This window comes from Achromobacter sp. RTa (genome assembly GCF_000757485.1).
Lineage (GTDB): Bacteria > Pseudomonadota > Gammaproteobacteria > Burkholderiales > Burkholderiaceae_B > Achromobacter.
In genome coordinates, this window is the sequence record NZ_JPYO01000013.1 from 93,483 (window position 1) to 106,328 (window position 12,846).

11 protein-coding genes are annotated in these 12,846 nt (G+C 67.1%); 7 read left to right on the forward strand and 4 right to left on the reverse strand.

The features are described from left to right. Positions 1-10: 10 nt before the first annotated feature. Positions 11-976 carry a nitronate monooxygenase family protein gene (locus JL37_RS05135; RefSeq protein ID WP_043542639.1) on the forward strand — a complete coding sequence of 322 codons (966 nt, stop codon included), beginning with the start codon at positions 11-13 and terminating at the stop codon, positions 974-976. 312 nt (positions 977-1,288) lie between these two features. Here the strand turns inward: JL37_RS05135 and JL37_RS05140 are convergent, their stop codons facing one another. Beyond that, a complete protein-coding gene (locus JL37_RS05140; RefSeq protein WP_043542478.1) occupies positions 1,289-2,272 on the reverse strand; it encodes a tripartite tricarboxylate transporter substrate binding protein in 984 nt (327 codons plus the stop codon). A gap of 184 nt (positions 2,273-2,456) precedes the next feature. Then, entirely contained in the window at positions 2,457-3,356 is a 900-nt protein-coding gene (locus JL37_RS05145; protein ID WP_043542479.1) for a LysR substrate-binding domain-containing protein, read from the reverse strand. A 149-nt stretch (positions 3,357-3,505) separates the two neighbouring features. Between JL37_RS05145 and JL37_RS05150 the strand changes: the two genes are divergently transcribed. From JL37_RS05150 to JL37_RS05160, 3 genes are read left to right on the forward strand one after another with little or no spacing between them, the layout of a single operon-like run. Continuing rightward, positions 3,506-4,420, forward strand: coding sequence for an SDR family NAD(P)-dependent oxidoreductase (locus tag JL37_RS05150; protein ID WP_043542480.1), 915 nt, complete (start codon positions 3,506-3,508; stop codon positions 4,418-4,420). Between the two features lie 7 nt (positions 4,421-4,427). Next, the gene (locus tag JL37_RS05155) at positions 4,428-5,288 is read left to right on the forward strand and encodes a MaoC/PaaZ C-terminal domain-containing protein (RefSeq protein ID WP_043542481.1); all 861 of its coding nucleotides are present in this window, start codon (positions 4,428-4,430) and stop codon (positions 5,286-5,288) included. Then, complete coding sequence (locus tag JL37_RS05160) at positions 5,285-6,529, forward strand: CaiB/BaiF CoA-transferase family protein (protein ID WP_043542482.1); 1,245 nt, start codon at positions 5,285-5,287, stop codon at positions 6,527-6,529. The genes JL37_RS05155 and JL37_RS05160 overlap by 4 nt, the downstream gene beginning before the upstream one ends. A 58-nt stretch (positions 6,530-6,587) precedes the next feature. On the opposite strand, the gene JL37_RS05165 is transcribed toward JL37_RS05160, so the two are convergent. Both JL37_RS05165 and JL37_RS05170 read right to left on the reverse strand, forming a co-directional pair. Further along, positions 6,588-8,111, reverse strand: a complete 1,524-nt coding sequence (locus JL37_RS05165) for a fumarate hydratase (RefSeq protein WP_043542483.1) — start codon at positions 8,109-8,111, stop codon at positions 6,588-6,590. Between the two features lie 115 nt (positions 8,112-8,226). Further along, positions 8,227-8,994, reverse strand: coding sequence for a crotonase/enoyl-CoA hydratase family protein (locus tag JL37_RS05170; protein WP_043542484.1), 768 nt, complete (start codon positions 8,992-8,994; stop codon positions 8,227-8,229). 264 nt (positions 8,995-9,258) lie between these two features. Between JL37_RS05170 and glyQ the strand changes: the two genes are divergently transcribed. The 3 genes from glyQ to gmhB are packed head-to-tail and all read left to right on the forward strand — an operon-like array spanning position 9,259 to position 12,845. Continuing rightward, positions 9,259-10,170: a glycine--tRNA ligase subunit alpha gene (gene glyQ, locus JL37_RS05175; RefSeq protein ID WP_043542485.1), complete on the forward strand. Its 912-nt coding sequence runs from the start codon at positions 9,259-9,261 to the stop codon at positions 10,168-10,170. Then, a complete protein-coding gene (gene glyS, locus JL37_RS05180) occupies positions 10,171-12,309 on the forward strand; it encodes a glycine--tRNA ligase subunit beta (RefSeq protein ID WP_043542486.1) in 2,139 nt (712 codons plus the stop codon). Beyond that, positions 12,306-12,845 (forward strand): D-glycero-beta-D-manno-heptose 1,7-bisphosphate 7-phosphatase, encoded by a 540-nt coding sequence (gmhB, locus tag JL37_RS05185; protein ID WP_043542487.1) that lies wholly within the window; start codon positions 12,306-12,308, stop codon positions 12,843-12,845. Before glyS ends, gmhB begins: the two co-directional genes overlap by 4 nt. Position 12,846 lies beyond the last annotated feature (1 nt).

The following is a 12,846-nucleotide window of genomic DNA, read 5'->3' on the forward strand; positions in this document are numbered from 1 at the left end:
GAGCGCCATGATGAACCCGCCGCCCGCATTGCGCGCCCAGACCCGCCTGCCGGTCATCGGCGCCCCCATGTTCCTGGTCTCGGGCCCCGAACTCGTGATCGCGCAATGCGGCGCGGGCATCATCGGAACGTTTCCTTCTCTCAACGCCAGGCCGCAGGAGCAACTGCATGCCTGGATCTCCCGCATCGAGCAAGGGCTGGACGAGAAGCGCCGCGCGGACCCCGCCGCCAAGGTGGCGCCATATGGCGTGAACCTTATCGTCCATCCCAGCAACGCGCGCTGGCAGGGCGACCTGGCGATCTGCGCCGAGCGCCGCGTGCCGCTGCTCATCACCTCGCTGCAAGCGCCCGAGGCCGCGGTGCGCGCCATGCATCCGCATGGCGGGCTGGTTTTCCATGACGTCACCAACGTGCGCCACGCCAAGCGCGCGCTCGATGCCGGCGTGGACGGCCTGATCCTCGTGGCGGCCGGCGCGGGCGGCCACGCGGGCCAGGTGAACCCCATCGCGCTGGTGAACGAGATACGCGCCTTCTACGACGGGCCTCTGGCGTTGTCGGGCTGTATCAGCCACGGCAAGGACATCCTGGCCGCGCAGGTGATGGGCTGCGATTTCGCCTACATGGGAACGCGCTTCATCGCCACGCGCGAGTCGCTGGCGGGCGACGCCTACCGGGAAATGGTGCTGCAGGCCCAGGCCGCGGACGTGGTCTACACCCCTTATTTCTCGGGCGTGCCCGCGAACTACCTGGCGGCCAGCATCCTGGCCGCGGGGCTCGATCCCGCGGAGCTTGCGAAACACCGCGAGGCCCCGCCTCCGATGCTGGACAAGAACTCGCGCCCCAAGGCCTGGAAAGACGTCTGGAGCGCGGGCCAGGGCGTGGGCGCCGCGCAGGAGATCCTTCCGGTGGAAACGCTGGTGGCCCAACTGGAAGTCGAATATTTGAACGCGCGAGAGGCCGTGTCCATCCGTGCCTGACACCGGATTGCAGTGTCTGACACCGGTTGCAGGATTACAGTGTCTGACACCCGTACGAGATGACGGTCAATCAGATCCATCGCCTCTCGGGTGTCTGACACAGTCTCCCAGTGCCTGACGCATTCCATGCCGTATGGTGTCAGACACCCGGGAAGCAGCAATGCGAAATCGAGTGCATCTCGTATGGGTGTCTGACACCCGAGTCCATCTCGTATGGGTGTCTGACACCTGAGCGCGTCCCGTATGGGTGTCTGACACTTGCCTGCATGCATACGAGAAACCTGCACGTCGCGGCGTCCGGCACACCTGTCCTTACTCCAGCTTGATTCCCGCCGACTTGATCACCTCGCTCCATTTCGCGATCTCGGCCTGGACGAACTCGCCGAACTGCGCGGGCGTGCCCGGCCGGGGTTCCGCTCCTGCCGCGATCATGCCCTTGGCGGTGGCCGGATCCGACAGCACCCTCACCATGTCGGCATTCAGCCGCGCGACGATGTCGGCGGGCGTTCCCTTGGGCGCCAGCACGCCGCTCCATGAATAGGCCTCGTAGCCCGGCAGGCCCGACTCCGCGATGGTGGGCAAGTCGGGCAGCATGTCCGAGCGCCGCGGATTGCCGACTCCCAGCGCGCGCACTTTCCCCGCCTTCAGGTGGGGAACGGCGGAGGGCCCGTCGGCGAACATCACCTGCACCTGCCCGCCCAGCAGGTCCTGCATTGCGGGCGCGCTGCCCCGGTAGGGAACGTGCTGGATCTTCACGCCGGCCATCGCATTGAAGAGTTCGCCCGCAAGGTGCGTGCCGCCGCCCGTTCCGGACGAGCTGAAGGACAGCTTGCCGGGATTGGCCTTGGCATAGGCAATCAATTCACTGACGGAATTGACGGGCAGCGACGGATTGACCACCAGCACGATGGGAAAGACCGCCGCCATGCCCACTGGCTCGAAATCGCGGCGGATGTCGTAGCTGAGGTTGTCGCGCAGGCTGGGCAGCACCGCATGGTGGATGGAGGCGAAGAAGAAACTGTAGCCGTCGGGTTCGGCCTTGGCGGCGAACTGCGCGCCCACGATGCCGCCCGCGCCGGAACGATTGTCCACCACGGTGGGGACGGACCATAGCTGGCTGAGCGGCTGCGTGGTGAAGCGGGCCGTGGTGTCCACCGGCCCGCCCGCCGGAAAGGGCACGATGAATGTTACGGCATGGCCCGGCCAGGCGGCGGCGCGGGCCCAGGACGGGATGATGGCGGCGGCGCATGCGGCCCCCAGCCCCGCGATGACGCGGCGGCGTTGAGTATCGGTCAAGGCTGTCTCCTGGGTCTTGTTTTTCACGGCCTGGACATGGAACCGCTGCCTGCCGCGCCGTTTATTATTTTCCGAATGCGCGCGCCCGCCGCTACACATTTCCGGAAGCCCCTCTTTCGCACGACCCCGAAGTTCGGTCACCGGACACTATCCGCCTGATGGCGTAGCGCCGATGGCCCTGGCGCTATTGCCCACGCGCGGCGCGCTGCAAGTGGCCGATGAAGCATTCAGCGAAGCTGGGCAGGTCGCGGCCGCGCTGGCGGCACAGCAGCCGGTCGCGCAAGGCCCAGGGATCATTCAGCTTCAGCACGTGCAGCGCGTCGGGACGGCTGTAGCGCGCCGCGCAGGCGCGCGGCACCACCGCAATGCCGGCGCCGGCCTCCACCATGCGGCATACCGCTTCGAAGCTGCCTACGTGCACGCGCTGGCAGATGCGCTTGCCCAGGCCGCTGGCGATGTCTTCCAGAAAGGTCTGAATGGCGCTGTCCGGATGTATGCCCACGAACTGGTAGGCGTCCACCAGGTCCACGAAATGCGCCGATTCCTGAGATGCCAGCGGGTGGTCCAGCGCCGTCACCACGGTGAGCTCGTCGCGGAACAAGGGCGTGACGTCCAGCCCCTCTACATCGATGTTGCCCGCCACCAGGCCCAGGTCCCCTGCGCCCGCGCGGATCGCGATGACGATATCGCCGGAGATTTTCTCTTCCAGTTCGACGTCCACGTCCGGGTTTTCCGCAAGAAACGTGGAAAGCGCGTCGGCAAGAAAGGAATTGGTGGCCGTGGTGTTGGCCAACAGGCGCAGGCGCCCCTTCAACCCGCTCGCGTAGGGCTGGAGATCCGCATTCAGGCACTCCAGCTGGCGAAAGACCGCGTTGGCGTGCTTGAGCAGCACTTCGCCCGCCGGGGTCAGCGCAACGCCCGTGGCCATGCGCACGAGCAGCCTGGCCTTGAAGGCCTCTTCCATGTTCTTCACCCGCGCGCTTGCCGCCGGCAAGGACAGGAAGGTCCGCTCTGCGGCGCGCGTCAGGTTGAGTGTTTCCCCCACGTTCAGAAACAAACGCAGGTCGGTCAGGTCATGTCTCATGTTCCACCACGCAGAAGGGGGGCATTTCTAATTTTGAATTCTGCGAATGCCTTGCCGAATCTACCATGGGGCATTCCCCTAAACCAGACTGGTTGATGCGGAACTGTTTTCCACACGGCGCGCGCGCCGCAGCACAGGAGTCAGCTTCAATGAGCGGCATAGTTTCCGGCAAGGTAGTGATCGTTACGGGCGCGGGCGGCGGCATCGGCCGCAGCATCGCGCTGGCCATGGCGCAGGCCGGCGCCAAGGTGGTCGTGAACGATATCGGCGTCTCGCTTACCGGCGAAGGCGGCGCCGAGGGCCCGGCGCAGGCCGTGGCCAAGGAAATCATCTCTGCCGGCGGGCAGGCGGTGGCCAACACCGACAGCGTCGCCGCCTACGACAGCGCCAGCCGCTGCGTGCAGACCGCGATCGATGCCTACGGCCGCATCGATGCCGTCGTCAACAACGCGGGCAATCTGCGCGATCGCGTTTTCCACAAGATGAGCGAAGAGGAATGGCGCCAGGTGCTGGACGTGCACCTGAACGGTTCCTTCTTCATGAGCCGGGCCGCCGCGCCCTACTTCCGCGAACAGGAATCCGGGGCGTTCGTGCACATGACGTCCACCTCGGGCCTCATCGGCAACTTCGGTCAGGCGAACTACGCGGCGGCCAAGCTGGGCATCGTCGCCCTGTCGAAATCCATCGCGCTGGACATGGCGCGCTACAACGTCCGCTCCAATTGCATCGCGCCGTTCGCCTGGAGCCGCATGACCAGTTCCATTCCCGCGGAAACCGACGAAGAAAAGGCGCGCGTCGAAAAGCTGAAGAAAATGGAGGCTGGCAAGGTCGCCCCCATGGCCGTATACCTGGCCAGCGACGCGGCCAGCGCGATCACCGCGCAGATCTTCGCCGTGCGCGCCAACGAGATCATGCTGATGAGCCAGCCGCGGCCGCTGCGCACCGTGCATCACGCAGAAGGCTGGACGCCCGAGCTCATCGGGGAAATCGCGGTGCCCGCCATGCGCAAGCACTTCTACGCGTTGGAGCGTTCGCCCGACGTGATCGACTGGGATCCCATCTGAGGCCGCCATGCCCCTGGACTACGCAACCGTGAAAGACTGGCGCTTCGATGACGTGCGCCAGCGCTACGACGAAAAAGACACCATGCTGTATGCGCTGGGCATAGGCCTGGGGCAAGACCCCGAAGACGCCGGCCAGCTGCGCTACGTCTACGAAAAGGGCTTGCTGGCGTTTCCCACCATGAGCGTGGTGCTGGGGTATCCGGGCTTCTGGGTCCGGGATCCCCGCGCCGGCATCGACTGGGTCAAGGTGGTGCACGGCGAGCAACGGCTGACGATGCATGCGCCCCTGCCCGCCTCGGGCGTCGTCATCGGCAAGAGCCGCAACACGCACGTGATCGACAAGGGCGCGGACAAGGGCGCCATCGTCGTCACCGAGCGCACGCTGCACAGCGAGGACGGCACTTGCCTGGCCACCCTGCAGCACAGCACCTTCTGCCGCGGCGATGGCGGCTTCGGCCAGGGCGATGACGGCCCGCCGCCCCTGCCCGCCGCGCCCGGCGGCGAACCGGACCTGCGCTGCGAACTCCACATTCCGCCGAACGCCGCCCTGCTGTACCGGCTGAACGCGGACCGCAACCCGCTGCACGCCGATCCCGAAATCGCGCGCCAGGCGGGCTATCCCCGGCCCATCCTGCATGGCCTGTGCTCCTATGGCTTCGCGGCGCACGCGATCGTGAAGACCTGCTGCGGCTACGACGCCTCGCGCCTCTCCAGCCTGAGCACGCGCTTCTCGGCGCCGGTGTATCCCGGCGAAACCCTGCAATGCGACATCTGGCGGATGCCGGACGGACAGGTGCGCTTTCTTGCGCGCGCCCGCGAGCGCAACGTGGTCGTGCTGAGCAACGGCACCGCGGAGCTGCGGCCATGACCCGCCCCCCCGCTCTCGACGGCATCCGCGTGCTGGACCTGTCGCGCATCCTGGCGGGCCCCTGGTGCACGCAGAACCTGGCGGACCTGGGCGCCGACGTCATCAAAGTCGAGCGCCCCCGGGTGGGCGACGACACCCGCGCCTGGGGCCCGCCCTTCCTCAAGGACGGCAACGGCCAGGACACCAGCGAATCCGCCTACTACCTCAGCGCCAACCGCAACAAGCGCTCGATCGAGGCCGACATGGCCACGCCGGAAGGCGCGGCGCTGATCCGCGAACTGGCGGCCGTCAGCGACATCCTGGTGGAAAACTTCAAGGTCGGCGGCCTGGCCAAGTACGGCCTGGACTACGACAGCCTCAGGGAAATCAATCCCCGCCTGATCTATTGCTCGGTCACCGGGTTCGGACAAGACGGCCCCTACGCCCAGCGCCCGGGCTATGACTTCATGATCCAGGGCATGGGCGGCCTGATGAGCATCACGGGCGAACGCGACGACCTGCCCGGCGGCGGCCCGCAGAAGGCGGGCGTGGCGGTGACGGACATCGTCACCGGCATGTACGCCACGGTGGCGGTGCTGGCGGCCCTGCACGAACGCCACAGGAGCGGCCTGGGCCAGCACCTGGACATCGCGCTGCTCGACAGCCACGTGGCCCTGCTGGCCAACCAGAACTCCAACTATTTCAATTCGGGCGTGGCGCCCACGCGCGCCGGCAACGCGCACCAGAACGTCGTCCCCTACCAGGTGTTCGGCGCCAGCGACGGCCACCTGATCGTGGCCACGGGCAATGAATCGCAGTACCGCGCCTACTGCGCCGCCATCGGCGCGCCGGAATTGGGAGACGATCCACGCTTTGCCACCAATCGCCTGCGCATCGCCAACCGCGAAGCGCTGGTAGGCATGCTGGCCGACATCATGCGGCAAGGCAGGCGCGACGACTGGATCGCAAAACTGGAGGCCGCGGGCGTGCCTTGCGGCCCGATCAACAATATCGCGCAGGCCTTCGCGCATCCCCAGGCGCACGCGCGACAGCTGCGCCGCGACCTGCCCCACCCCGCCGGCGGCTTCGCCGCCGTCACGGCCAGCCCCTTGCGGCTCTCGGCATCGCCGGTCGCGTACCGACGCGCCCCGCCCCTGCTGGGCGAGCACACCGAAGAGGTGTTGCGCGATGTGCTGGGGAAATCCGCGGATGCGATCGCAGCGTTCAAGGCCGCGACCGCGAAACCGTCCCAGGACGGCTAGCCCTCAAAAAGAAAACGGCCGCTGCGCCAGCGGCCGTTTTCAGCTCAAGCCAGCCAGGTCAGGCGACGGCGACCGGGATCTTCCCGATCTTGGCTTGCCATTCCTTGGGGCCCGTCGTATGGACCGAGGTGCCCTGGGCGTCGACCGCCACGGTGACCGGCATGTCCTTCACGTCGAACTCGTAGATGGCTTCCATGCCCAGGTCGCCGAAGCCCAGCACCTTGGCGCCCCGGATGGCCTTGGACACCAGGTAGGCGGCGCCGCCGACGGCCATCAGGTAGGCCGAGCCGTGCTTCTTGATGGACTCGATCGCGACCGGGCCGCGCTCGGACTTGCCGATCATGGCGATCAGGCCGGTCTGCTCGAGCATCATGTCGGTGAACTTGTCCATGCGGGTGGCCGTGGTGGGGCCGGCCGGGCCGACCACCTCGTCACGCACCGGATCGACCGGGCCGACGTAGTAGATGACACGGTTCGTGAAATCCACGGGCAGCGGCTCGCCCTTGGCCAGCATGTCCTGGATGCGCTTGTGCGCGGCGTCGCGGCCGGTCAGCATCTTGCCCGACAGCAGCAGCGTCTGGCCCGGCTTCCAGCTGGCGACCTCTTCCTTCGTCAGCGTGTTCAGGTCGACCTGCTTGGACTTGTTGTAGTCCGGCGCCCAGTGCACTTCCGGCCATTCGGACAGCGACGGCGGATCGAGGCGCGCGGGGCCCGAGCCATCCAGTTCGAAATGCGCGTGACGCGTGGCGGCGCAGTTGGGGATCATGGCGACGGGCTTGGAGGCTGCGTGCGTCGGGAAGGTGTTGATCTTGACGTCGAGCACCGTGGTCAGGCCGCCCAGGCCCTGCGCGCCGATGCCCAGCGCATTGACCTTTTCATACAGCTCGATGCGCAGCTCTTCCAGCTTGTTCTGCGGACCGCGGGCCAGCAGCTCGTACATGTCGATGTCTTCCATCAACGACTGCTTTGCCATCAGCATGGCCTTTTCGGCGGTGCCGCCGACTCCGATGCCCAGCATGCCCGGCGGACACCAGCCGGCGCCCATCGTCGGGACAGTCTTGAGCACCCAGTCCACCAGCGAATCGCTGGGGTTCAGCATGGCGAACTTGGATTTGTTTTCCGAACCGCCGCCCTTCGAGGCAAGCTGCACGTCGACCTTGTCGCCGGGGACGAGCTCGACGTGCAGGATACAGGGCGTGTTGTCGCGTGTGTTCTTGCGCGCGAACAGCGGGTCGTCCAGCACGGAGGCGCGCAGCGGATTGTCGGGATTCAGGTAGCCGCGGCGCACGCCTTCGTCACAGAGCTCCTGCAACGTGCGCTTGGTGTCGAAGCGCACGTCCATGCCGACCTTCAGGAACACGTTGACGATACCGGTGTCCTGGCACAGCGGGCGCTTGCCTTCCGCGCACATGCGCGAGTTGGTCAGGATCTGGGCCATCGCATCGCGCGCGGCCGGGCTTTCCTCGCGCTCGTAGGCACGGGCGAGGTGGCGGATGTAGTCCACCGGATGGTAGTAGCTGATGAACTGGATCCCGTCGGCGATCGACTGGATGAAGTCTTCTTCTTTGATGATGACGGACATGGCGATTGACTGTCTGGATGGAAAATTGAAACCGCGGCCGGCGCAGCCGGCCGCGCGCTATAGGTTAACGATTCTTGGACGGTTCGCCGCAGGGGCGCGGCGTGGGGGGCATTTCCTATTTGCCCTGCCACACCGGCTTGCGCTTCTCGGCAAAAGCGGTGGCGCCTTCCTTGGCGTCGGCCGACGAGAAAATGTGGGCGATCAGCGGACGCTGGCGGTCGAACATGCCTTCCTGTTCCCAGTCGCCCGACTGCGACACGATGCTCTTCGCGGTCTGCACGGCCAGCGGGCCGTTCTCGACGATGGCGCGCGCCAGTTCCAGGGCGCCGGCCAGGGCGCCGCCCGGCTCGGTCAGGCGGTTCACCAGCCCAAAGGAATGGGCGCGCTCGGCGGTGAGCATCTCGCCGGTCAGGATGACCTCCATGGCGATATGGTACGGCAGGCGGCGCGGCAGGCGCAGCATGCCGCCGGCGCCCGCCACCAGGCCGCGCTTGACTTCGGGCAGCCCGAATTTGGCGTTGCTGGCGGCCACGATCAGGTCGGAGGCCAGCGCCATTTCGCAGCCCCCGGCCAGCGCATAGCCCTCCACGGCGGCAATCAGCGGCTTCTTGGGCGGACGCTCGTTCAGGCCGGCAAAGCCGCGGCCATCCACGTACGGACGCTGGCCCGACTTGGCGAAGGCCTTCAGGTCCATGCCCGAGGAGAACGTGCCGCCTCCGCCCGTCAGGATGCCGATGCGGATGTCGTCGCGGCTGTCCAGCTGGTCCAGCGCCGCGGCCATGGCCTGCGCGGTCTCCAGATTGATGGCGTTCTTGGCTTCGGGACGGTTGATCGTGATGATCTGGATGCCGTCGGTGACTTCTACCTTGATCAGGTCGGACATGGGGCTGCTCCTTTTCGGGTTCCTCGGAACCGAGTTCCTGGCTTTTATATAAGACTTGGCTCAACCCGGAATCATACGACCATTGGTTTGACGCCGCCGCCGCCGCCCTGGCCGAGCGTCCACCAGGGGCACATCGGGGGGCCTTCGGGCCAGATGTAACCGTCCAATGGCCCTCTGGGAACAGGACCGCTCCGCGCCAGTTAAAATGCCAGGTTTTCCACGCCCAGGGCAAGCCCTGCCCGGCGGCCGAATTCCAAGAATCCTATGCTCACCTTTCAGCAAATCATCCTTACGCTCCAGGAATACTGGGACAAGCAGGGTTGCGCCCTGCTGCAGCCCTACGACATGGAAGTCGGCGCCGGCACCTCGCATACCGCCACGTTCCTGCGCGCGATCGGCCCGGAACCCTGGCGCGCGGCCTACGTGCAGCCGTCGCGCCGTCCCAAGGACGGGCGCTATGGCGAAAACCCCAACCGCCTGCAGCATTACTACCAATACCAGGTGGTGCTGAAGCCGGCGCCTCCGGAAATCCTGGACCTCTACATCGGTTCGCTCAAGGCGCTGGGCATCGACCCGGCCCAGCACGACATCCGTTTCGTCGAGGACGACTGGGAAAACCCCACGCTCGGCGCCTGGGGCCTGGGCTGGGAAGTCTGGCTGAACGGCATGGAAGTCACCCAGTTCACCTATTTCCAGCAAGTGGGCGGCCTGGACTGCACGCCGACCACGGGCGAAATCACCTACGGCCTGGAACGCCTGGCTATGTACCTGCAGGACGTGCAAAGCGTGTACGACCTGGTCTGGACCGAAGGCGCCAACGGCAACCGCGTGCTGTACCGCGACGTGTTCCACCAGAACGAAGTGGAGCAGTCCACCTACAACTTCGAGCATTCGTCGGCCGAGATGCTGTTCGCGCACTTCAATGACTACGAAGCCGAGGCCAAGCGCCTGATGGACGTGCCGCTGGCGCTGCCCGCCTACGAGGCCGCGCTGAAGGCCGCCCACACCTTCAACATGCTGGACGCGCGCGGCGCGATCAGCGTTACCGAACGCGCCGCCTACATCGGCCGCATCCGCAACCTGTCGCGCTCCGTCGCGCAGGCCTACTACGATTCCCGCGAACGACTGGGCTTTCCCATGCTGGGCCGCAACAAGGCCGCCGGGGAGGCAGCATAAATGACGACGAACATCCGCCCGCTGCTGGTCGAACTGCTGACCGAAGAACTTCCGCCCAAGGCCCTGCAAAAGCTGGGCCAGGCCTTTGCCGAAGGCGTGCGCGCCACGCTGGAGCGCCACGGCCTGCTGGCGGCCGGCTGCGCCGCCACCGCGTATTCCACGCCGCGCCGCCTGGCCGTGCACCTGTCCGCCGTGCTGGCGCAAGCGCCTGACCAGCCCTATGCCGAAAAACTGATGCCGGTGAAGATCGGCCTCGCCGAAGACGGCAGCGCCACCCCCGCGCTGCAGAAGAAGCTGGCCGCCAAGGGCCTGGAGAACATCGACGTCTCCACGCTGGACCGCGAATCCGACGGCAAGCAGGACTACCTGGTCGCGCGCGGCACCGCGCCGGGCGCCCAGTTGGCCGCCGGCCTGCAGGAAGGTATCGACACCGCGATCGACGGCCTGCCCATCCCCAAGGTCATGCGCTACCAGCTGGCCGACGGCGTCACCACGGTCAAGTTCGTGCGCCCGGCGCATGGCCTGGTCGCGCTGTTCGGCGCCGACGTGGTGCCTGTGTCGGCGCTGGGCCTCTCGGCAGGCCGCGAGACGCTGGGCCACCGCTTCATGAGTTCCGGCCCGGTATCGTTCGCCGACGCCGATTCCTACGCCGCCACGCTGGCCGAGCGCGGCAGCGTCGTGGCCTCGTTCGAAGGCCGACGCGACGAAATCAAGCGCCAGCTGCTGGACCACGCCGGCCGCCTGTCCGCCACCCTGGGCGACGACCCCGAAGTGGCCGCGCTGCTGGACGAAGTCACCGCCCTGGTCGAGCACCCCACCGTCTACGTGGGCGAGTTCGAGGAACAGTTCCTGCAGGTGCCGCAGGAATGCCTGATCCTGACCATGCGGCTCAACCAGAAGTATTTCCCGCTGTTCGATCCGGCCACCGGCCGCCTGACGCACCGCTTCCTGATCGTGAGCAACATGCACACCGACAATCCGGTGAACATCGTCGAAGGCAACCAGCGCGTGGTGCGTCCCCGCCTGGCGGATGCACAGTTCTTCTTCGAAACCGACCGCAAGACGCCGCTGGCCGCGCGCGTCGAACAGCTCGGATCCATCGTCTACCACAACAAGCTGGGCACGCAGCTCGAGCGCGTGGAGCGCGTGCGCGCCATCGCCCGCGGCGTGGCCGGGCAACTGGGCGGCGACATCTCCGCCGCCGACCGCGCCGCCCTGCTGGCCAAGGCGGACCTGGGCTCCAATATGGTCGGCGAATTCCCCGAGCTGCAAGGCGTCATGGGCGCGTACTACGCAGCGGGCGATGGCGAGCCCGACAGCGTCGTGCAGGCCCTGCGCAACCAATACCGCAACCGTTACGACTCGCCTGTCACCCAGGAATCGCTGACCGCCGCCGTGCTGTTCATCGCCGAGCGCGTGGAGACCCTGGTGGGCATCTGGGCGATCGGCCTGGCCCCCACCGGCGAACGCGACCCCTTCGGCCTGCGCCGCGCCGCGCTGGGCCTGATCAGCGCGTTCGAGCAGCTGGCCGCGGGCGGCTGGCTGAAGATCAGCCATGACGGCCCGCTCTCGCTGGACGGCCTGCTGGAACTGGCCGCGGGCACCTTCCCCGCCGGCAAGATCCCGGCCGATACGCTGGCCGAGGTCCGCGCCTTCATCTACGAACGCTATCGCAACCAGCTGATCAACGAGTCCGACCGCAACGCCGTGGAAGCCGTCATCGCGCTGACTCCGCCCCTGCACCAGGTGGCCGAGCGCGTGCGCGCGGCCGCCGCCTTCGCGCAGCTGCCGGAAGCCGCCAGCCTGGCCGCCGCGAACAAGCGCATCGGCAACCTGCTCAAGAAGGCCGAGGGCGAAATCGGCGCGGTGAACGACGCAGCGCTGGTCGAGCCGGCCGAAAAGGCGCTGGCCGCCGCGGTGTCCGCATTGCGCCCCAAGGCCGAGGCGCAACTGGCCGCGGGCGACTTCGCCGGCAGCCTCACCACGCTGGCCCAGGTCCGCGAGCCCGTGGACGCCTTCTTCGCCGACGTCATGGTCATGGCCGAAGACCCGGCCGTGCGCGCCAACCGGCTGGCCCTGCTGGGGCAGTTGCATGGCCTGATGAACCAGGTGGCAGACATTTCCAGGCTCGCACAGTGAAACTGATCATCCTCGACCGCGACGGCGTCATCAACCAGGACAGCGACGCCTTCGTCAAGAACCCCGATGAATGGATCGCCCTGCCCGGCAGCCTGCAGGCCATCGCGCGCCTCACGCAGGCCGGCTGGAGAGTCGTGGTGGCCACCAACCAGTCGGGCCTGGCGCGCGGCCTGTTCGATATGGACACGCTGACCGCCATCCACGCCAAGATGCGGCGCGAACTGGCCGCCGCCGGCGGCAGCATCGACGCCGTCTTCATGTGCCCGCATGGCCCGGACGACAATTGCACCTGCCGCAAGCCCCGGCCGGGCATGTTCGAACAGATCGGGCACCGCTACGACGTGGACCTGGCCGGCGTGCCCGCGGTCGGCGACTCGCTGCGCGATCTGCAGGCCTCATCGTCGGTCGGCTGCTCGCCCTGGCTGGTGCTGACGGGCAACGGCAACAAGACGCTGGCCAAGGGCGGCCTGCCCGAAAACACCCGCGTGTGCGACGACCTGTCGGCCGTGGCCGACGCCCTGCTCCAGGACAGCTGAC

Bases quoted from the DNA above. Each gene is read 5' to 3' on its own strand.
- JL37_RS05155 (WP_043542481.1), top strand. From the start codon at position 4,428: ATGCCCCTGGACTACGCAACCGTGAAAGACTGGCGCTTCGATGACGTG.
- glyS (WP_043542486.1), top strand. From the start codon at position 10,171: ATGACGACGAACATCCGCCCGCTGCTGGTCGAACTGCTGACCGAAGAA.
- JL37_RS05170 (WP_043542484.1), bottom strand. From the start codon at position 8,994: ATGTCCGACCTGATCAAGGTAGAAGTCACCGACGGCATCCAGATCATC.
- JL37_RS05160 (WP_043542482.1), top strand. From the start codon at position 5,285: ATGACCCGCCCCCCCGCTCTCGACGGCATCCGCGTGCTGGACCTGTCG.
- JL37_RS05145 (WP_043542479.1), bottom strand. From the start codon at position 3,356: ATGAGACATGACCTGACCGACCTGCGTTTGTTTCTGAACGTGGGGGAA.
- JL37_RS05150 (WP_043542480.1), top strand. From the start codon at position 3,506: ATGAGCGGCATAGTTTCCGGCAAGGTAGTGATCGTTACGGGCGCGGGC.
- glyQ (WP_043542485.1), top strand. From the start codon at position 9,259: ATGCTCACCTTTCAGCAAATCATCCTTACGCTCCAGGAATACTGGGAC.
- JL37_RS05165 (WP_043542483.1), bottom strand. From the start codon at position 8,111: ATGTCCGTCATCATCAAAGAAGAAGACTTCATCCAGTCGATCGCCGAC.
- JL37_RS05135 (WP_043542639.1), top strand. From the start codon at position 11: ATGAACCCGCCGCCCGCATTGCGCGCCCAGACCCGCCTGCCGGTCATC.